The 21144-nt window shown below is 35.5% G+C and carries 15 protein-coding genes, 1 tRNA gene and 1 pseudogene; 8 read left to right on the top strand and 9 right to left on the bottom strand.

The window, feature by feature from the left end; genetic code table 11:
• The first annotated feature begins 168 nt into the window (after window positions 1–168).
• Window positions 169–2049 carry a beta-N-acetylhexosaminidase gene (locus RBG61_RS07905; RefSeq protein ID WP_307942413.1) on the top strand — a complete coding sequence of 627 codons (1881 nt, stop codon included), beginning with the start codon at window positions 169–171 and terminating at the stop codon, window positions 2047–2049.
• Between the two features lie 181 nt (window positions 2050–2230).
• Window positions 2231–4285 carry a glycoside hydrolase family 3 C-terminal domain-containing protein gene (locus RBG61_RS07900; RefSeq protein ID WP_307942411.1) on the top strand — a complete coding sequence of 685 codons (2055 nt, stop codon included), beginning with the start codon at window positions 2231–2233 and terminating at the stop codon, window positions 4283–4285.
• Window positions 4286–4357: 72 nt separating this feature from the next.
• On the opposite strand, the gene RBG61_RS07895 is transcribed toward RBG61_RS07900, so the two are convergent.
• The 5 genes from RBG61_RS07895 to RBG61_RS07875 form a co-directional block, all read right to left on the bottom strand.
• A complete protein-coding gene (locus RBG61_RS07895; protein ID WP_307942409.1) occupies window positions 4358–5281 on the bottom strand; it encodes an RluA family pseudouridine synthase in 924 nt (307 codons plus the stop codon).
• A 120-nt stretch (window positions 5282–5401) separates the two neighbouring features.
• The gene (locus RBG61_RS07890; protein WP_307942408.1) at window positions 5402–6895 is read right to left on the bottom strand and encodes a uracil-xanthine permease family protein; all 1494 of its coding nucleotides are present in this window, start codon (window positions 6893–6895) and stop codon (window positions 5402–5404) included.
• A 317-nt stretch (window positions 6896–7212) separates the two neighbouring features.
• Window positions 7213–7878 (bottom strand): DUF6320 domain-containing protein, encoded by a 666-nt coding sequence (locus tag RBG61_RS07885; RefSeq protein ID WP_307942407.1) that lies wholly within the window; start codon window positions 7876–7878, stop codon window positions 7213–7215.
• A 12-nt stretch (window positions 7879–7890) separates the two neighbouring features.
• Window positions 7891–9162 (bottom strand): hypothetical protein, encoded by a 1272-nt coding sequence (locus tag RBG61_RS07880; RefSeq protein ID WP_307942406.1) that lies wholly within the window; start codon window positions 9160–9162, stop codon window positions 7891–7893.
• A complete protein-coding gene (locus RBG61_RS07875; RefSeq protein WP_307942404.1) occupies window positions 9163–10089 on the bottom strand; it encodes an alpha/beta hydrolase in 927 nt (308 codons plus the stop codon).
• Window positions 10090–10339: 250 nt separating this feature from the next.
• Between RBG61_RS07875 and RBG61_RS07870 the strand changes: the two genes are divergently transcribed.
• From RBG61_RS07870 to tnpA, 3 genes and pseudogenes are all read left to right on the top strand, one after another.
• Window positions 10340–10894, top strand: a complete 555-nt coding sequence (locus tag RBG61_RS07870) for a tRNA (mnm(5)s(2)U34)-methyltransferase (RefSeq protein WP_307942401.1) — start codon at window positions 10340–10342, stop codon at window positions 10892–10894.
• Between the two features lie 86 nt (window positions 10895–10980).
• Window positions 10981–11073, top strand: a tRNA-Ser gene (locus RBG61_RS07865).
• Window positions 11074–11129: 56 nt separating this feature from the next.
• A pseudogene (tnpA, locus tag RBG61_RS07860) lies at window positions 11130–11342 on the top strand (IS200/IS605 family transposase); the annotation flags it as partial.
• 116 nt (window positions 11343–11458) lie between these two features.
• On the opposite strand, the gene RBG61_RS07855 reads toward tnpA, so the two are convergent.
• Together RBG61_RS07855 and RBG61_RS07850 are read right to left on the bottom strand one after the other, a co-directional pair.
• A complete protein-coding gene (locus RBG61_RS07855; protein ID WP_307942400.1) occupies window positions 11459–13159 on the bottom strand; it encodes a carboxypeptidase regulatory-like domain-containing protein in 1701 nt (566 codons plus the stop codon).
• A 74-nt stretch (window positions 13160–13233) separates the two neighbouring features.
• Window positions 13234–13557, bottom strand: a complete 324-nt coding sequence (locus RBG61_RS07850; protein ID WP_307942399.1) for a hypothetical protein — start codon at window positions 13555–13557, stop codon at window positions 13234–13236.
• Between the two features lie 220 nt (window positions 13558–13777).
• On the opposite strand from RBG61_RS07850, the gene RBG61_RS07845 reads away from it, so the two are divergent.
• A complete protein-coding gene (locus RBG61_RS07845; protein ID WP_307942398.1) occupies window positions 13778–14500 on the top strand; it encodes a LytR/AlgR family response regulator transcription factor in 723 nt (240 codons plus the stop codon).
• Complete coding sequence (locus RBG61_RS07840; RefSeq protein ID WP_307947228.1) at window positions 14500–15780, top strand: sensor histidine kinase; 1281 nt, start codon at window positions 14500–14502, stop codon at window positions 15778–15780. The genes RBG61_RS07845 and RBG61_RS07840 overlap by 1 nt, the downstream gene beginning before the upstream one ends.
• A gap of 635 nt (window positions 15781–16415) precedes the next feature.
• Here RBG61_RS07840 and RBG61_RS07835 read toward each other — a convergent pair.
• Complete coding sequence (locus RBG61_RS07835) at window positions 16416–19538, bottom strand: LPXTG cell wall anchor domain-containing protein (protein WP_307942397.1); 3123 nt, start codon at window positions 19536–19538, stop codon at window positions 16416–16418.
• Between the two features lie 81 nt (window positions 19539–19619).
• Entirely contained in the window at window positions 19620–20018 is a 399-nt protein-coding gene (locus RBG61_RS07830) for a hypothetical protein (protein ID WP_307942396.1), read from the bottom strand.
• A gap of 246 nt (window positions 20019–20264) precedes the next feature.
• On the opposite strand from RBG61_RS07830, the gene RBG61_RS07825 reads away from it, so the two are divergent.
• Window positions 20265–20999 (top strand): LytR/AlgR family response regulator transcription factor, encoded by a 735-nt coding sequence (locus tag RBG61_RS07825; RefSeq protein ID WP_307942395.1) that lies wholly within the window; start codon window positions 20265–20267, stop codon window positions 20997–20999.
• Window positions 21000–21144: the final 145 nt, after the last annotated feature.

Here is a 21144-nt window from a genome sequence, read left to right as displayed (position 1 = left end):
CTTAGTTTTTGCTATGAATTCTATGTAATAATAATTCTATAAAATTCTGTATTGAATTTTATAGAAACACTAGACTTTTTGTAAACGATTACTTATAATAAACATGATTTATAAAAAATGCACGTAAGATAAACTTAATTAATTTTATTTAAAAACGGAGGATATGAGATGTTAAAATTAGCACTAACAGATTCTTCAAAAGAATTTGCGTCCCAATTAGAAACGTTAAGCAATCTTGTCGCAATTTCTCTTGATAAGGATGGATTGGAGCTTTCTTGCAAACAAGGCAACAGCGGCTTGACTGTTGTAAAAAAAGCAAACAAAGCTGAAATTACGTATCAAAAAAAATGTGAATTTTTCCGTGGCGTTTTAACGCTGATGGAACATGAAACAGAAGAGAAATTTCAATTAAGCGAAGCACCAAGCTTCCAATTCAATGGAGAAATGATTGATAACTCAAGAAACTCTGTTTTAAACATGAAAACTGCAAAAGAAGTAATTATGTATTCTGCAATGCTCGGTTTAGATAATATTCTTTTATACAACGAAGAAACCTTTGAAGTAAAGGAACATCCATACTTTGGCTATATGCGTATGGGGTATTCTCAAAAGGATGTAAAAGAGTTAAACGCTTTTGGTAAAGATTTCGGTGTAACCATTATTCCTTGTATCCAAACACTTGCCCATTTAGCCCAAACACTTCGTTGGTCTTGTTATTGGGATATTCGTGACCATGGAGATACTTTATTGGTTGAAGAGGAAAAAACCTATCAATTCATTGACGATGTAATGCGCTCTTGGAGAGAATGTGTGGATACTGATATTATCAATATTGGTATGGACGAAGCATTCTACCTCGGTCGTGGACAATATATTGATAAAAACGGGTACAAACCTCGCTCTGAGCTTATGATTGAGCATTTAAAAAGAGTGTTGGAAATTTGCAGGAAATATAACTTCAAAGCTATGATGTGGAGCGATATGTTCTTCCGCTTAATGTTTGGTGAAGATTATTATACCGATAAACCAATGGATAAAGAGCTGCTAAAAATGGTTCCAACTGATGTAATGCTAGTATATTGGGATTATTATTCTACAGATGAGAATAAATATGATATGATGTTCAAACGTCATCTTCAATTTAACAACGAAATCGGCTTTGCAGGTGGCGCTTGGAAATGGAGTGGCATTGTTCCTGCAATTAACCATAGCCATAAGGTTTCCAAAATGGCATTGAGAAAAGCAAAAGAGAATGGTGTATCTACCGTATTTACAACTGCGTGGGGCGATAACGGTGCGGAAGCGTCTATCTTCACTTTATTACCTACTCTTGCATTACATGGTGAAGAAAGCTATTCAACCGATGGTATCGATGAAAAAGTATCTTCTAAACTAAAAGCCTTAACCGGATATACATTAGAAGATTTCTTTGAGCTTTGTGAACCGAATAAAACACCAACAAATAACTTAATTCCACATTATAACCCTTGTAAATATCTATTCTTCCAAGATGTTTTAATGGGATTATTCGACTATCATGTAACGCCTGAATTCCCTGCTTGGTTTAAAAAGTGCTCTGAAGATTTAGCAAGCCTTGCTAAGAAGGACTCAAAACAAGCTTACTTGTTTGATACCCTTGCAAAACTATGTTCTGTATTAGAACTAAAATGTGATATTGGCGTTCGATTAAAAACAGCATATGACAAAAAGGATAAAGTGGAGCTTGCTCGATTAGCAAATGAAATTTGTCCTGAAATTCTTGCAAGAATTGATGTTTACTATGCAGCGTTTAAAAAGCAATGGTATAACGAAAGCCGAACTGGTGGTTTTGATGTGCAAGACCTACGCTTTGGTGGCTTGATTATGCGTATTAAAACTGCAATGGAAATGGTAAATGCTTATGCTAATAGCGAAATTGATGCCATTATGGAATTAGAACAACCTCGCTTACCATTTGATTGCAGAACCTCTGATGAAGGCAAGGATATCAACACTGATTGTAACTATTGGAATTACATTTCTACTCCAAACGTAAACAGCATATTCTAAATAAAATCAGTAAGCGGAAAAAGTGAATTCCGCTTACTGTTTGAAAAGTATTGTGCTCGTGCACAAGCGACGATTATACAAACCAAATTGGATAAAATAAATGGGTACAATATTATTGAATACCGTTATATAATCAGCTTTTATTATTTACATAAAAAATGAAAATTAAAGGAGAAATCATATGAATCATAAGTTTCATGAAGAACACTATCAAAAAGCAAGAGAGCTTGTTTCTCAAATGACTCTGGAGGAAAAAACATCTCAGCTTTGTAACGAGGCACCTGCAATAGAGCGTTTAGGTATTCCATCTTATGGTTGGTGGAACGAGGGCTTACATGGAGTTGCTCGAGCAGGTGTTGCAACCATATTCCCACAATCTATCGGTCTTGCAGCTATGTTTGATCAGGATATGATGAAGACTGTTGGTGATATTACCGCCTTGGAGGGCCGTATTAAATACAATTGGGCTCAAAAAAATAACGATCATTCTATTTACAGAGGTCTTACCTTTTGGTCACCAAATATCAACATCTATCGTGATCCAAGATGGGGAAGAGGGCATGAAACCTTTGGTGAAGATCCCTATTTAACAAGCGTTTGTGCTGAGAATTATATTAAAGGTCTTCAAGGTGGAGAAGATGAGCGTTACATGAAAGCTGCTGCTTGTGCAAAGCACTTTGCTGCTCATAGTGGACCTGAGGGAATTCGCCATGGCTTTAATAGCGAAGTATCTAATTTTGATTTACATGATACTTATTTACCCGCATTTGAGTGGTGTATTAAAAAAGCAGATGTAGAAGGTATCATGGGCGCTTATAACATGATTAATGGTGTACATTGTTGTGCAAACGAAGAATATATGGAAGACGTTATGCGTCAAAAATGGGGCTTTAAAGGCTATTATGTATCCGACTGCGGTGCACTTGCAGATATGCATATGTTCTGTTTGATTACCCATACTGCTGTAGAGTCTGCGGCATTAGCATTAAAATCAGGTTGCGATTTAAACTGTGGTCAAACATATCTTCATGTATTGCAAGCTTATAACGAAGGATTGGTTACAGAAGAAGAAATTGATCGTGCAGTAATTCGTATTATGGCAACTCGTTTTAAACTTGGTTTATTTGATAAAGATTGCGTTTATAATAACAATACCGATTACTTGAAAGTAGAATGTAAAGAACATCTGGAAAAAGCTTATGAAGCGGCAGTAAAATCTACTGTTTTATTTAAAAATAATGGTATTCTACCGCTGAAAAAAGATGGAATTCAAACAATTGGCGTTATTGGACCAAATGCGGCAAACATTCGTGCATTAGAAGGTAACTATAACGGTACAGCAACTACTTATCATACAGTTTTAGATGGTATCAAAGAAAATTGCGGTGATGATATTCGTGTTTTATATTCAGAAGGTTGTCATCTATATCGTAAAAATAATGCATCTTGGTTTGGCCCTAGTGATTTATCATCTGACGCTATGACCGTTGCCCAAAATTCTGATGTAATTGTAATGTGTCTTGGATTAGATTCCTCTATTGAAGGTGAACAAGGGGATGCTTGCAACGAATTTGGAGCAGGAGATAAACCAAGCCTCAGTTTCCCTGGCTATCAAGTAGAGATGCTTGAAAAAGTTAAAGAATTAGGCAAACCAATTATCCTAGTTGTGCTAGCCGGTGGCGCTTTAGATTTAAATTGGAGCAATGATAATTGTGATGCAATTCTTTATGGATGGTATCCTGGCACTATGGGTGGTAGTGCAATTGCCGATATTATTTTCGGTAAACAAAACCCTAGCGGTAAAACTCCTGTTACGTTCTATCGTTCTCTTGACGATATTCCTGCTTTTGAAGACTACAATATGGAAGGCAGAACCTACCGTTATTTAACCAAAAAACCTCTTTACGAGTTTGGCTATGGATTAAGCTATACTTCTTTTGAAACGAAAAATGAAATAATTATGGGGTCTATAGCAGATAATTCGCTTTCCATTTCTGTAGATGTTTCTAACACCGGTAAATTTGACGGTGATGCTGTTGTAAAAGTATACGCAACATATGGTGAAGAGAAATATAAAACACCAAATAAAAAACTGTGTGGATTTACTCGACTATCCTTAACTTCTGGTGAAACCAAAACAGTTACAATTGCTATTGATAATGCGGCAATTTTACTGACAGATCAAGATGGCAGCAGATATCTTCCACAAACAATGAAGCTTCATGTGGAAAACTAAATAACAAACTTATTTTAATACAATACAAAAATAAAGCTAGAATCACGAAAACTCGTGGTTCTAGCTTTTCTTCTAGGACTGTTTTAGTATTGCTTTGAATTTTCTCGGGATTGGTGCTAAAAAGCTCACCTTTTGTTTTGTAATAGGATGAATAAATTCTAATTTGTGAGCATGAAGACCTAAGCGTCTAATTGGATTTACATGAGAACCATATTTTTTGTCGCCAATAATCGGATGACCTAAATCCTGCATATGCACACGAATTTGATTTTTTCGCCCTGTTTCAAGCTTCACTTCCAGCATAGAAAGATTCGCAGATTCTTGTAGCACCTTATAGTTTGTAACTGCTTTTTGCCCATCACCGTTTTTATCGCTGGAATATACAAAATGAGTTTTTGTTTCTTTTAGCCAAGACGTAATTTGACCTTCTTTTTCTTCTAATTGCCCTTCCACTAGAGCAATATAACCACGGAATATAACAAGTTCATCCCAATGATCTTGTAGTGCGTATTTTATTTCTTCATTCTTTGCTACCATTAAAACGCCTGAGGTATCTCGATCTAATCGGTGCACAACAAAAATACGATTTTCTGCATCTTTTTGTTTTACATACTCGGTCAATAAATGATATGCGGTAGCGACCTTTTCCGTATCGGTTGCAATAGATAATAACCCAGCGGGCTTATTGATAACAATAAAATCATTATCTTCATAGATGATTTCAAGAAAATCACTGGCACTGGCTTGTTGTGGCTTTCCAGAACGATCAATTTTAACAACTTGTCCTTTTTTCAATAGATAATCATATTTTGTAGTTACAACGCCATCCACAGAAACCTCACGATGTGTTAGATGCGCTTTGACTTTATTTCTCGCTTGATTTGGTAAAGATACTCGCAAAAATTCCAATAATCCCATTGGTTCGCTTACAACATATTCAGTACTTTTAGTCGATTTTGCTTTATTTGATATCGGTTTTCGTTTATTTTGATTCACGATAATACTCCTTTAAGTTAATACCATAAGTATATCACTAATTGCTCAAATTAAGCAAACAAAATTTATCGGATAAAAAAATCGGTCAGCGTGAACTGACCGATTTTTTATCTCTTATATTTATACAGACATTGTTTCTTTAGAAACTACTTCTTTTGCTTCATCTGTTGATTCTGCTTTTTCCAAAATAATTTCAGTCTCATCAGTTTCTGTTGCTTGAGCATGTGCATTGCGTTTTTTCTCACCAATGCTTAATACAAGATTTAATAGAATACCGAAGATTGCAGCACCTGCAACGCAAGGAATATCAATACCGAAGAATGGAATATTACCACCGAATCCATATTGACCGCCTACACCGATTACCATAATTGTTGCAATAACTGCGACATTTTTTGAGCTAAACATATCTGCTTTCTTTTCAATTAAAATTGCAATACCTTGTGCAGCGATAGCACCGAATAAATACACTTCTAATCCGCCAATTACAGCAGTAGGGATTGCATAAATTGCATTTACAAGAGGTGTGAAGCAAGCAACAACCATTGCAATAACAGCTGCGCCTAATAGTACAGGAATAGAGAATACTCTTGTAATTGCCATTGCACTGATGTTTTCGCCGTAGTTTGTTCCTGCAGGACCTCCAACGAAACCGGATACGATATCTCCAATACCGTCACCAATTAGGTTTAATCCAAGTTTATCGCCAATTTTATAGTCTTTATTTGAGCCTTTTTTCTTTGCAAGGTTATTAACATAAATATCAAGTTGGAATACATGGGCTGTTGATTCCGGAATCGTTGCGATTGCTATTGGCATAATTGCCATAACTGCCATTAGCGATGGTTTAGGAAGTGTAAAGGTTGGAAGTGCAAAAATACCTGAGTTTGCAGCTTCAGGAAGAACTTTAAATAAGTCAATTCCTGTGGTTAAGTTGATAACAAATGCAGTAGCGCAACCTAAAAGCGGACCTAATAAAATAGGTAGTTGTCCCCATACACCTTTTAAATAAACAGAGAACAAAATGGTAGCAAGCAATGTTACTAATGAAACAACCCAAGCCATATTATTTGCAAGAGCAATTTGAGATTGGTCTACAGCAATTTTGCCTGCAGTATCAATTGCGATGGATGCTGCATCTTTTAATGCAGTACCGGCTAAAGTCAAACCGATAATCATTGCAATAGGACCAGTTACAGTTGGTGGTAGAACTTTTTCTATAGACTCTCTTCCGAAGCATTTAACGATAATACCGGCAATGATAGAGATAAAACCTGACATTACAATGCCAAACTGCGCAATTGCAATTTTGTCATTTAAGGCTAATCCTGCTAGTTGCTCAGATGCCATTAAGCTACCAATTGCAGCAACATAAGAAAAGCTTGATCCATAGTAAAGCGGGATTTTTTTACCTGTTACTAAGATAAAACAGATTGTTGCAAGACCACTTGCAAAAATTGTTGTTGAAATATGGAATCCTGTGATAATTGCAACTGCTACTGTTGCAGGGAACATTACGATTACTTGTTGTAATGCGTATAAGAATAGTTTCCATAGCGGTGGACGTTCATCAGGAAGATAACCGATTACTTGTTGTTTTTTTGATATAGTCATATTGATACACTCCTTTGACCCTTCTCATTGTGTTGGGCACTCGGATGTAATCTGCAAACAAAATAAAAAAACTTGTCTGCAGATATCAGACAAGTTAAAACTTCACACTTTTCCAAGCATAATTGCACGCAACTATACTAAGTATTTGAGAATGATAATCTTGCTGGCATCTCTGTACCGAACTTAAAGATAGTAAATCATTTCTACTTTGTGTTAGATATTAACACACTCAATCAAAAAAGTCAATAATAAGTTTTAAAAAAATAGAATGACTATTCTACAAAATACAATGATAGGTGAATGGTTTTATTCAATCATTACAGGTGTAAACGCTTTTTTAGTTCAGCTATGATGCTGGGACCTGTAAAAATAAATAGCGCTGCAAAGAAAATCAAACTTAATGCAATGCAAATCAAAGAAGGGTATACTGTATTTAATATTCCTGTCAGAAAGAAAATAATCGGAATAATACCAAATAACGCTTCCAAAACAAAATAAATCATATAATCTTCTTTTGGCACTTTCTTAACCTTTGTAATAATTCCTACCGTCAGCATTGAGGAAGCACAAACAATTGGTATAACATAATCAATAGACCATCCACGCCACCCGGTTAATGCATCCCAGACGACAGAAAATAAAGAAATTAAGATTACTTGATAGGTGATGGTTTTACTAATATTTGCACGCTTCTGAATAATGAAATATAAGCTGATCCATAAGCAAGCAATCCCACCTAATACAAACAATGACCACCAACCGCTTTGAGTAAACATAAAGTTAATTGCCGTACTTGCAACAGCAATTACTACGGATATAAATAAGACTAACCGTAATAGAAAGCTATATTGATGATAAATTGTAGGGATGCTGGGGAAAATATCTTGTGATGGTTCTCCCGTTTTATCTAAAGAACATTGGCAAAGAGGGCAAGTATCAACTTGTCCAACAACAGCTACATTACAATGTTGACAACGTTTCATATATTCCTCCTCCTATGATTCATTGATGTTATTTGATGTAATTTGAACTGGAATACCCATCTGAGTTAGACTACGAAAGAAATTCTTTTGAATATCCGTTCCGTTATATGCAGATGTAAATGTAATGGTTAAGTTATTTTCATAAGAGCACATACAGATTTGCATAACATTTGTACTGGCAATTACATCAAAGCTATCTACATATGGCTTTAGTTCTAGGGGCAAATCTATTTTCCCAACATTTGAAAGAGCAGCGGTTCTTTCTTTTTCAGAAATACGATCTACTTCATGTAAAACAATATCTTTGAGAAATAGGGGAACCGAACGAGCAAAAATGTTATGTTCTAATGCAGCCGAACCGTTCATCTTCTCTGTTAAGCTCTCTATGGTAAGCTCTTCATTCATCGTTTTGGCTATTTGCTGCATAACATTCTCTAAAGAGTTATCTGCTTTACCAAAATCATAGCTAATATCAATAAGTCCAAAGAAGTTTCGAACAGTTTCCGAATAAAAGTATTTTCTTAAATTAACAGGTACGACAAGCTTAACAGGATATTTTTTATCTTTTATAGCCATTTCCTTCTCAATTGCACACATGAATAACGCAGCTACTAATACGGTTAACGTTACGTGATAATCACGAGCTTTTTGAATCATATTGTTTAGAGGTATTTTTCCTTCAATAACGCTGATTCTGCTTTCGGAAAGTCTGGGCAAACGGATCCGATAAGCAGGTCCGGATTTTATCTTAAAATTAGGTTTATTTTCCGAATAATACTTTAAAAAACTATCATCTTTCTTTTGAGTAAGTGATGCATCATAATCATTTAAAACGGGAGTATTCATAAAAACTTCAGGATGGCTTTTTATCAGATAATAACGAACCAGTGATTTCAAAAATTGTAATGCACCTGTTCCATCGGATAAAGAATGAAACACTTCTAAGTTAATTCTATTATGAAAATAGCTTACTTCAAACAATAAGCTTTTTTTATTTTGATGATACAATGGGCTGCATGGTGGTTTGGTTTCTAATTGCACAATTGGTTTTATTGTGCTGGTTTCTAGGTAATACCAAAACAACCCTCTTTTTAGTACGGAACGGTATACTGGAAAATCATCAAGTGTTTGTTCCAATGCTTCTTGCAAAGTGCCCCTGTCCACTTCTTCTTTGAGTTCACACGCAAATCGAAATACTTTTGTATCACGCTTGTTTATAGTAGATGGAAAAATCTTGGCAATGTTGTCTAATTTATACCATGATACATGGTTCCGCTTTTGCATTTAATCCTCTCCTTTCAAGAATTCATTGATTAGTTTATAGGTGTGTTTTACTTGGATGACAGATGGTGACAAGGAGAAAAATCCATGTAATGCATCTTTGATCCTATATATTTTCACATAATTTCCTGCTTGTTTCAATTTACGTCCATATTCTTCTGCTTCATCACGAAGCGGGTCAAACTGTGCAGTTATAATTAATGTTTGAGGCTGGTTTTTTAAATTATCTGCTAATAGTGGTGCAAAATATGGATTCGTTCTATCTTCCGATGAAGATTCGTATAGCTCCATATAATCACTTATCTTTTTGGATGTAAGTAAAAAATCTGTTCCATTTTGACGTACAGAATCAAATGGAGAAGAATCCGTATGGTCATGATATGTGGATGGATATAGCAGTATTTGTTTTGCAACGGTAAATTCACCTTTGTCTCTTGCCATTAATGATACAGCAGCAGCTAAATTTCCCCCTGCACTATCACCAGCTAAAATAAGCTTGTTTTGTGGGGTTGTTAAAAATCGCCTGTTTATCATAACCGCTTTTGCTACTGCATAGCAATCATTTAACCCAATAGGAAATTTATATTCCGGTGCTAGTCGATAGTCAACAGAAGCAACAATATGTTTTGTGAGTTTCGCCATATTGGCACAAACCTTATGATAGCTGTCAACGTTACCTGTTACCCATCCACCGCCATGAAAAAACAACAAAACAGGATGATCTCGCTCCTCATTAGGAGAAAATAATTTTACCGGAATATCATAATCATCTGTGGATATCGTTTCATCCCAAGTGTGGTATAATGGTTTTAACAAATGCACATGCGTTGCGTTGATAACTTGACGCTCAAATTTATAATTATTTTTAACATCTATATCCGGATAAGACAAAGCTTTTAACGCAGCTAACATCAGCTTACTAATTGACATTTAAGTTTTCCTTTCCAAATATAATACTATTTTATTACCTAATTTAAAGTATAACAGAAAAAAGGGATAAAATTCAATGCATATTGTTATATTATTATTGCCATTTTAGCTTTATGATTCAAATATGTTTTCATCAGTGACAACAGAAAAAATGAAATTTTAAGTAAATTGTATTGATTCTTTTTTCATTGTTGACATCTGTTTTTCATCATAGTAAAGTAAAAGAAAAGTAATACAATAGGAGTAGCCCATGAAAAATATATTAGATTTTACAAAAGAACTGATGCTGATGCATTTTCATGATGGAGATGTACTTGTGGATTTCACAATGGGAAATGGCAATGATACGTTGTTTTTACATCAGCAATTTCCCGAATCTATGCTGATTGCGTTTGATATACAGGAAATCGCATTAGAAAACACAAAGTTATTGCTGCAAGAAAACCATGCTAATATGGAGAAAATCACTCTTATTAATGACTCACACAGTAATTTAGATTGTTATATTCATTCAGTAATTGATGGTGGAATATTTAATTTAGGGTATCTTCCATCTTGTAACAAACAAATTACAACGCTAGCCGAAACAACAATACAAGCAATTCAAAAAGCAATAAATCTACTTAAAATTGGAGGATTGTTAATTATTGTTGTTTATCAAGGACATAAAAACGGTGCAATTGAAAGTAATATTGTATTTGATTATTGTGTGAATTTAGATAATCGAAAGTTTACTGTTTTACAATATAATTTTGTTAATAAGAAAGCACCACCTTATATTTTAGCCATTCAAAAAGATAAGTAATGGGATTTAATTATAATTTCAAATTTTTTGCAGTTGACAGAAGCTTGCATTTTGAGTATAATAGTAAAGCATTCAAAAATGAATATGGAGAAGTCGCCTAGCCCGGTTTATGGCGCACGACTGGAACTCGTGTATGGGTTAATAGCTCATCGAGGGTTCGAATCCCTCCTTCTCCGCCAAATAAAAAGGACCTGCTCGTTAGAGTAGGTTCTTTTTATTGTCTAATGAAAATCCTGTGCTATGCATAGGGTTCAGAAAAGACGGAAGCCATATAGTGTTTGCACTAAAATATAGAAGACAAGTAATATACCGAGAAATAACAATAGATATAGGACAAATACTCAGAAAACTATGTGAGCAAAAAGGAGTAGAAATAATAGAAGCAAATGCATGTTCTGACCACATATATATGTTGATAAGTATAACCCCAAATACAGGGTATCTTAAATAATGGGTTATCGGAATTCCTTTAGGTATTATATTTGTAATATGCCCTTATAGGGATTAATCATGCCTTTGGCTTAGGCGGAGGTTGTTACTCTTATACATTCCTACAAATACAGCCTATTTGCAGTCTTTTCTAAGTTTTAGGATTAGCGTTAATGCTCCGCCGGCAAAAGCAATAAGAAGTATTGAAAACAAAAGGGCATTTGTGTTATCACTTGTTTGTGGATTTTTTACCAATGAATTGGTTTGGTCGGAAGGGGTTCCTGTTTTTACAACAGAAAACTGCGTGTCTGCTGAGCCAGTTGTTGAAACAATGCTTAATGTATAGTTACCTGCACTGAGTTTCTTTACATAATCAGCCTTTAGTGTAACAATAGTACTGCCTTCCTTTAGAATATAATGTTCTGGAGGAACTTCTTTACCATCAATTAAAACTTTTACAAAATCTTTCATATCTGCATTGGATCTAAAGGTTGCATCCTTTCCTTGCTCAACAGATTGATTTGCGCCCTCGATGATTTTTGGTTGTTCAGCAGCTGGTGGGGTTATAGGAGTTGGTGGCACAACAACTGCGGTTTTAGTTAATGTTATATCCTTATTTGTTATATTTGCATTCGATACAATAACATTGTTTATAGTACCATCATTATATCCTTTATGGCTTACTGCTATCGTATAAGTACCTGCAATAATATTGGAGAAAGTATATTCCCCTGTGGCACTAGCGGTTGAGGTAGCGATTACATCACCAGTTGCGTTTCTTAATTGAACGGTAGCTGCAATACCTTTTTGAGTGTCACTACCCTTAATCGTTCCACTGATGGTATAGCTAGATAGTGTGTAATAGATGTAGATGGCGGGACTAAGATGTAACGGCTCTATAGTTTTAATTTCTACAGTATTTACAGGATTTTCAATTGTACCTATTTCATCACTATAGATAGATGTATCGCCACCAACAGATGTAAGACCATAGGAAATAAACTTATACGGTGTATACCCATCAATGTTTGGAGCTGTAAGGGTATCGCCGACTTTAACTTCTATATTTTCTTCAGGTTTAATGGAAAAGCCTTTTTTGTTAACGTATTGAATTTTTACTGTAATTGTAGGAGGTGTGCTGCCTTGCTCAAACTTGAGGTATTTGTAGGTGTTTATATTGGCTGGATTGCATGTAACTGGCGGTGCCCCACTAACATCGGTGCTTGCGGTGATGTTGACGTTAGTATAGGCACCTAATTTTGGTGCTTGGTGCATAGCTTGCGTGCTACTCTTGAAAGTAACTGTACCACCGTTAATAATGATGTCTCCCCTATTACTCTCAATTGCATAAGTTGTACCTGTGGCAACAATTGTCCCACTATCAATAATGATATCATTAAAAGCATAAATACCTGAATATACACCAGTTGCGGTAAGAGAGCCACTACCTTGAATTTTAATATTTCCGCTGCCAAGGGTGTTCAATGCAGCATCCCCTGATGAGGTGCTAGTTACTGAGTTTGTACCCTCCAACACAATGTCAAGCCCAGAACTATCGGATACTTGTTGTGTATAAATTGTATTATTATTATAAGTAAGATTTGCACCATTCAGAGTTAGTTTTTTAGTGCTAGTGTCATACTTAACGTTATAGTTGCTTGAACTTGCGTTTGTGGTTGTAATACCTCCATTGCCGTCATTTAGCCAGTATCCTCCACCTGTGATTTCTGTGCCACACACATATATCGGTGTCACATCAGCTGCAAATACTGTTGTTGGCATCCATGCTATCACCACACAAAGCAAAACAACTAGACTTAAAATTCTTTTTTTCATGTTAATATTTCCTCCCTAACTGAACTGTACTAATTTAAACTTGATTTCAGATTCTGAATCTCCTCTTGAATGGTTTAATGAATATCCTCTTTTCCAACAAAGCGAAACCCCATTATTAACCCAGGAAGATAGTTCCATGGCTTGTGGAGAGCTTTTTTGTACAGCTCCAGTGATTGCTGATAGATGTTAATACTTCTAACCAATATTTCTTGTGCCTTTTGCGCTTCGAGAGTGTCCGTTGTTTTCATTCGCTGCGTTCGGCTAGCGTCAAGCTGCGCTTTGGCACTCCCCACCATATTACGTTTTGCTTTTAGCTCTTTTTTCACCATCCAAAACCATAGAGCAATAAATGCAATCATGCTAAAAATGGCAACAGAATATGCAACCATTGTGGCCAAACTGATTCCCTCCTTTTATATACAAGAAACCCTATTAATGCAATAACATCATACCAGATTGCAAAAATAAAAGAGGTACTTGGCGTGAGTTGTAGTGTAAAACGACTTGAAATGAAAAAAGAGGTAGAAGAACAAACAAATTTATGATATGATTAATCTATTAATTCGGTGTTATTTAATAGACACGTGAGTCGTATGAGCTTCAATGGAGGGGATACAATTGCGTATTGCAATCTGCGATGATGATAAAAATGAACTTAATAATATGATATTGCTTTTAGAAAAATATAAAAAAGAGCATACGGTTATGTTTACTTATCAAGCCTTTCAAAGCGAAGTAGAGTTGCTTGCTACAGCAAAAGCTGGCGATTATTCACTATATCTTTTAGATGTAATAATGCCTGTAATAAATGGAATGGAAGTGGCAAAAGAAATTCGCAGTTTTGACACCGATGTAAAAATTGTATTTTTGACCTCTTCACCAGAATTTGCCGTTGCAAGTTACAATGTTAAAGCAATGGATTATATTTTAAAGCCGGTATGCGAGAAACGCCTATTTTCTGTGCTAGACGAATTTTTACAAGATAGTCAAAAGCCACAGGAAGGGCTGACCATTAAGGCAAAAAACGGGATGACTCGAATTTTATTTTCAAGGCTTTCTTATGTGGAGGTCATAAATAAGCAGGTGTATTTTCATCTTTCAGACAAAAGCGTTCGTAAGGTAACGGCGCGACTTGTGGAATTTGAGCAAGCACTGCTTGCAAGACCAGAATTTAAACGAACGCACCGTTCTTATATTGTTAATTTGTATCAAATAGACCAGCTTACTCAAAGAGAAATTATAACGCATCAAGGCAACAATATTCCTGTATCACGCACGCTATATAAAGAGGTGCGGGACGCCTATATCCGACAACTGTTTTGGAAAGAGGGTGTGCAGTGATGACGCAAGCATTTGAAAGCCTTAACTATGGGTTAGTTTTAATATATGGGGTTTTGCTCTCTGTGGACTTTGCTGGTGGATACACAAACAGAAAGCAGAAGTGGCTCACCGGCTTTATCATAGTAACGGTTTTATTGATACAAATAGTTTGTGGTCTTGTTTTCGGCTTGACATTTACAAAGAAAATCTATCCTTTTATCTCCCATCTTCCTTTGATACTAATTTTGATTATCGGCTTTAAGAAGAAACCAGGCATTGCGGTAGTTAGTGTGCTAACAGCTTATTTTTGCTGTCAACTTCCGCGCTGGGTAGCAAGCGTTGCAGAATTTGCTTTTCATACAAGAATGGCTTTTTTGCTTGTCTACACCGTATGTATCATCATCTTTTATTCTGTTCTGAGGCGGTATTTTACTAATTCTGCACACTCTGCCATGGCTTATTCACGTAGAGGCTTATTTCTTTTTGGTGGGTTACCGTTATTTTATTATCTTTTTGATTATGTAACCACCGTTTATTCCGATATGCTCTATCAAGGCATTAAAATGATTGCTGAATTTCTTCCTGCGGCGATGGCACTTTTCTATGTGTTGTTTATCGTGATGTACCATAAAGAGGTACAAAAGCGAAACCAGATTGAATTAGATAATACTATGCTTTCTATGCAGCTAGAACAGGCATCAAACGATATCCAAAGCGCCAAGGCATCACAAGAAATAGCTCGTATTTATCGTCATGATTTGCGACATCATTTATCCCTGCTATATAGTTTTGCAGAGAGTGGGAATTTGGAAAAAATTAAAAATTATTTATTACAGGAACAAAAAGAATTAGATGAAACTACTCCAAGTATATTTTGCGAAAATAATACCGCAAATCTTGTGATTTCATCATTTCACAACAAGGCTAAAAAAGTAGGAGTAAGTTTTATTGTTGAGGCAAAACTTCCAATAAAACTTGAAATCGCTGATACGGAGTTTTGCAGTATTCTATCTAATGGTTCGGAAAATGCAATTAACGCAGCAAGTAGAATAGAGGACAAGTCTTTGCGAATTATTCGGGTAAGCTGCTCTATGAACCGAAATAAGCTGTTAATTATGATACAAAATGCATATACTGGTGAAATACAGATAAAAGATGATATACCTATTTCAACACAAGAGCATCATGGCTTTGGCTGTCGTTCAATTGTAGCAATTGCGAAAAAAAGAAACGGCTTTGCAGCATTTGAGGCTGGCGGGAATATTTTTACGCTCAGAGTGGTATTGCCCATGGGGGAATAACTATATTTCACAAACCACCTATTTTCTTAGGCTAATTTAATGCAATTTTGGATAAAGTTTATGATGTAGCATTTAAATATTGTGGAAAAGAATTAATTTGTGCGGTTTTAAAAAGTTAAAATAAAATTAGTATTAAGCGTAACCCCCACTGACTTTAATCAGTGGGGGTCAGCTTGTAGAAAAACTTAAAGCGCAAGAAGAAAATGAATATTAGAGGAATTTTACTTGCGAAAATTGTTTTTTCTAAAATGACATATAGCAACATTTAAATATTTTATCAAATGTTATTCGCGTGGACCAATTGCTGGTCGCATTACGATTTTACGAGAAATTATCTAGGGGAGCAAATGAAGAAATAATATAACACAAGCTTTACCTTTATCAATTTCGTACAAACTAAGACGCGGTGTCATATAAAAAACAATTTTGAGAAACAAAGCATTTTTTATCCATGCTTTTTGGGGCGATTGCCAAAAAGCATGGTCAGGTTTGGGCGGATAGCCCAATATACATAATAGCAAGAATAATCCTTATATCTTGCAGATATTAAATTAAATTCTACTTTTTCTTCAGTCTGACCCCCACTGACTTTAATCAGTGGGGGTTATTGTAATCTTATATATTTCTACTAATATTTATTTACAGTCTTTCCTACGCTTTAACAATAGCGTTAATACACCGCCAGCTAAAACGAGAAGAAGTGTTACAAGCAAAATAGCATCTCTATTATCACCAGTTTGAGGATTTGGTTTTGAAATAATCGGCTTTGGCTTTTCTGGAGCTATTGGTGTTGTTGGTGTTTCTGGCGTTGTTGGCTTTTCTGAATCACTAGTAGTTCCACCACCGTTACCCCCATTAGTCACTTTAGCAAAAGTCAAAAGCCCTTTGATAGCCCCTGTTAAGGTTACAGGCTCGTTATTCTCATCAGTAACACCTAGTTCTCCACCCGTTGGGGTAAGGCTCCAATAGGTACAATCTGAACCTGTTTCAGTACCTGTTACAGATGTGATTTTTGTACCGTTTGGAAGCGTTGGGAGATTGATAACATTAGCTAATAGTTTAGTTGCTGTATGATCAATAATACAAAACGGAGCAATAGCACCATTGGTGATTAGTTTACTTGTTTCATCAACATTTAGCTTACCATCGATTATATAAACGCCGTAATCACAACCTGTTGAAAGTGTTGAGCCATTTGTTACATTTACACCACCATCTAAAGCAAACACTCCACGAGATGATGCGTTGGCAGTTATATTTGCACCATTTTCTACATTTAAAGTGTCGCAATAAATTGCAGTTTCATCATTTGAGTAAACACTTAACGTAGTGCCTGTGCCATTTACATGTAATAAACCACCTTGTCCACCAGAACCACCCAAGAAGATACGGCCACCGTTTATTGTAACATTCACACCATCTACTACGTTTACGGTATCACCGTTTGTTCCACCCACAATGCCGTCGATAGAAAGTGGGGCAGAGCCTGTAATGGTAAGATTACAAGCATATCCCCCTGTAAAATTAAAGTTATTCAATATGCTTGCAGTGTTTGTAATGATAGTAATTGGTACACCAGTTGGAAGTGTTAATTGGCCAGACATAACAACGCCATTTAATGTAAGTGTATAACCAGTAGTATCATTTCCAGTGAAGCTATATCCGTTATTATCTGTAACAGGTTTTTTAATACTTAAATCTATATCTCCACTAATCTTGGCTAATTCTTTGCCATCATTGGAATAGAATGTTTCTTCATGTCCTATAGCGATAAAGCCTGTGCCTTTTGGTTTTAAAACACGTACTATTTCGTCCACGGTTTCTTTTGTTGCTTCTGAAGGTAAGTTGATTTCTCCATTGTTAATAAATGTTCCGTTATTCGTTATATAATTACTAAAGGTTTTTCCTTCGGGGATTTTTGTGTAAAAGGTTGAGCCATTTGGGAAGGTTAGTGTTTTTCCCGTTGGAATATTCAAGCAAATATCATTGCTATTATTCGTTCCAACCATCATTCTTGGTGGGCCGATTAATTTGCCATTGCTATCATATTCGCCTGCAATTACATCATCGTATAAAGTAAGAGTTATCTTTCTACTCGTTCCCGATGTTGTTAGAGTACCCACAAAGGTATTTAACGTACCTCCTGTTTTCTTAACTGCTCCACCTACGGCTAAACCCTTACCCAACTCGCTACTACATGTCACACTTCCAGCACTCATGGAAAAGTCGCCCAATACATTGATGGTGTCTAAATTTACAACTGTTCCACCTTTTATTGCTGTATCTCCGAAAATATTAAGATAAGATGAAACGATATCACCACCACGCATTTGAAAATCAGTCACTCCCAAACAAGGAGGGGACATCCCAGCATCATTTCGAATTGTACCGCTTTCCATGATAAACGTTCCTCGTGTTGCGATTGCATTCATGGTATCTCTTGAAATAGCCGTTAGAGTACCTGTCCCTGAAACTGTTATGCTAAAATCTTCAGGGGCTTTCTTCTCTTGAGTATCATCGATGTCATAGGAACCACCTTGTTCAATTATGGTAGTCGTTGCATCTGCAGCATCTGTTAAATTCGAAAGTAAATTTTCGCCCACAAGTTTTATTTTAACATCTTTTAAAGGTAGGTTGATTAACGGTTGGGATTGCTCGTTCTCAATTACCGCATTGCTTAGGGTTAAAGTAGCCGTTGTAGGATCATAGATTACATATCCATCCCCTGCTTTGAACGCAACTGGAAATGGAGGCTCACTTGCACCAGATAAATCGATTTCTGTTTTCGTAATGTCGCTGATTACTGGATATTCTACTCCATCAATTGTTACTTTAGGAGGTAGCGGAGGAACTGCTGGCGTACCATCCATATTATAGGTTTTTCGAACCTTTCCTAATGAATTTAACACCTCAACCTTAACTTTGTTCACAGTACCTGTTACGGTATCAGCTTTGGTAAAGATATCGCTTAGTGCATTCGGAATTCCACCCATAATCGCGATATTATTACTAGTATCTATTTTTGCTTTCCCGGATAGAGCCACCTTTCCTCCTGCTTGAATTGATTTTCCACCAAAAAGCGTAACATTACCGCCCGTAATTTTCACATCAGAAACAAATGCTTGAAGTGCATTCTCTTTAGATTCAATATTAGTATTACCGCCATTAATAGTGATATGATTGTTTGGATCTTGAGTTCCGATACCCAAACCTTCTTTTGTCTTAATGTTCAGCGTTCCGCTTTGCACAGTAACAGGGTTCAGAAGATAGATACCAGCATATTTTGCATCTATTGTCAGATTTCCACCCAAACTATCTTCTGAGATTGTAAGTGATTTTGAATATACACCACTACCATTATTATAGGCGATTCCTGTCCCATTTGGGGTTTTAATTGTATTATTCCCTTTTAAAACAACGGACACATCCACTGTTTTATTCTCAAGCCCAGTAGGTAAGATAATTCCATCTTTTGATGTAGTTGTTGTATCAATTGTTGCATTTGTCATGGTAATAGTGCCTCTTACAAGCTTGTCCTCTAAATGTGCAGGCTCCCATAGAATTGTTCCTGAGCCTGCTGTGTAGGTAGTAGGAACAGATGGCGTATTAACAGAAAGGTTTAACCCAGTAGTTGATATATCCCCTCCATCTGCTGAACCTTTTGCGAACACTGTATTGAACATACCTGATGGCAAAAACGTTGTTACCATAGCTACACTCAAAATAATTGATAAAATTTTATGTTTTATTTTTCTCATTTCTAAACTCCTTTTCTTTTTTGTTTTTCGTAGATGTTACTGTAATATGAGTTATTTTAGAAGAAGATAGAATATTTCATTTTATTCCACTTTTAAATGAACCCTACACAAAGATTCTTTAGTCGAAGGAATTCCACAAGACTCAAGTTCTTTTTCAATTTTCTCTTCAAGCATACTACTGTATTTTTGCTTTTTCTGAGTAGATTGTTGGTGGTTTGTTTTTGGATAATCATCAACTGAGAGCCAAATAAAATGCAACTGTTTTCCCATTTTCCCAGTTTGTTCTACAATTGAATCACATTCTTGTCGATTCCCTTTCAAAATAGCAATATCAATACTTTCACTTTTTATTGCATCAAGTATTTCTTCTCTTTCAATATACTGCTCAATTAACGGATAGCAATTCCAACGTTGACAATATGCTATAGTTACTCTAACAATATCGCTACTAGCGTCTCTAGAATAAATTGCGATTTTCACTTTACCACCTCCAATAACATCTGATTTTTATTACAATGCAAATAACTTGCATGTAATAATATAACAAATATTGCTTCATAATAATATACAACAAAACCGAGTGGTCATTTTTTCGACCGAGTGGTAACAAACTATTTACAAAAATTATTTTCAATTATAGTTTTTTAAGGTATAATATATATAACGCTAAAAATTAGTTTTATTATATGATATAAATACCATTTGAGTTTTTAGAGGAATTGTTTTATGGAGATTGCAATTGTAGATGACTTATCGGTAGAACGCAAAGAAGTGCGTCGTCTTCTTCTTGAATATTTTACTGTTCATAACGAAATTTATGGGATTACGCCTATTATTTCTGAATTTGAAAGTGGAGAAACTTTTTTAAATACCTTTCAACAGGGAAAATACCAACTAGTATTACTAGATATCTATATGAAACAGCTTTCAGGCATTGACGTCGCAGAGAAGTTGTGCTGTTTGGACAAAAAGTGTAACATCATTTTTTTTACAACAAGCAAGGACCATATGTTAGATGGCTATGATGTTCATGCTGTTGGGTATGTTTTAAAACCTGTTGCTGAACATCAAACGGCATTGAATAAAGCATTAACTCATGTTATGGAGAAACTGAATATAGATAATTCATGCATTTCATGTTTGACTGAGTTTGGGGAAAATACGATATTATATCGGAATATTGTTTATTTAGAAAGCTCCATGCGCAATTTATACCTTCATTTTGCGTCAGACACCATTCTGGTTTTAGGTAAATATTCAGACTATGCACAACAACTTCTCTCAGACAAACGTTTTTTAGAATGTTATCGAAATCTGATTGTAAACATGGATTATATCGACACGCCGTTAGAGAATGATTTTATGTTAAAGACAGGCGAAAAAGTTCCTATTAGCAGACGAAAAAAGGTTGAAGTAATGGAGAAATATACAACTTATTTCATTGAAGGGAGATGCAACTGATGGATATATTATTGACAACTTTGTCTATCACAATTGTTCAAATTCCTGCAGTTGTTATTCGATATTTACCTTTTTCCTCGACCATAAATGTAATACAAAAAAAGAAGTTATTTCTTTACTATTTTATTTGCTTTCTTTTGCAATG

It is taken from the genome of Paludicola sp. MB14-C6, assembly GCF_030908625.1.
Taxonomy (GTDB): domain Bacteria; phylum Bacillota; class Clostridia; order Oscillospirales; family Ruminococcaceae; genus Paludihabitans.
Note: the sequence above shows the minus strand (reverse complement) of the source record. Positions and strands in the feature narration are given on the sequence as shown.

Excerpts from the sequence above, each read along its gene's own strand:
- RBG61_RS07840 (WP_307947228.1), top strand. The coding sequence starts at position 14,500 with ATGACGCAAGCATTTGAAAGCCTTAACTATGGGTTAGTTTTAATATAT.
- RBG61_RS07825 (WP_307942395.1), top strand. The coding sequence starts at position 20,265 with ATGGAGATTGCAATTGTAGATGACTTATCGGTAGAACGCAAAGAAGTG.
- RBG61_RS07900 (WP_307942411.1), top strand. The coding sequence starts at position 2,231 with ATGAATCATAAGTTTCATGAAGAACACTATCAAAAAGCAAGAGAGCTT.
- RBG61_RS07855 (WP_307942400.1), bottom strand. The coding sequence starts at position 13,159 with ATGAAAAAAAGAATTTTAAGTCTAGTTGTTTTGCTTTGTGTGGTGATA.
- RBG61_RS07885 (WP_307942407.1), bottom strand. The coding sequence starts at position 7,878 with ATGAAACGTTGTCAACATTGTAATGTAGCTGTTGTTGGACAAGTTGAT.
- RBG61_RS07905 (WP_307942413.1), top strand. The coding sequence starts at position 169 with ATGTTAAAATTAGCACTAACAGATTCTTCAAAAGAATTTGCGTCCCAA.
- RBG61_RS07875 (WP_307942404.1), bottom strand. The coding sequence starts at position 10,089 with ATGTCAATTAGTAAGCTGATGTTAGCTGCGTTAAAAGCTTTGTCTTAT.
- RBG61_RS07890 (WP_307942408.1), bottom strand. The coding sequence starts at position 6,895 with ATGACTATATCAAAAAAACAACAAGTAATCGGTTATCTTCCTGATGAA.
- RBG61_RS07870 (WP_307942401.1), top strand. The coding sequence starts at position 10,340 with ATGAAAAATATATTAGATTTTACAAAAGAACTGATGCTGATGCATTTT.
- RBG61_RS07880 (WP_307942406.1), bottom strand. The coding sequence starts at position 9,162 with ATGCAAAAGCGGAACCATGTATCATGGTATAAATTAGACAACATTGCC.
- RBG61_RS07835 (WP_307942397.1), bottom strand. The coding sequence starts at position 19,538 with ATGAGAAAAATAAAACATAAAATTTTATCAATTATTTTGAGTGTAGCT.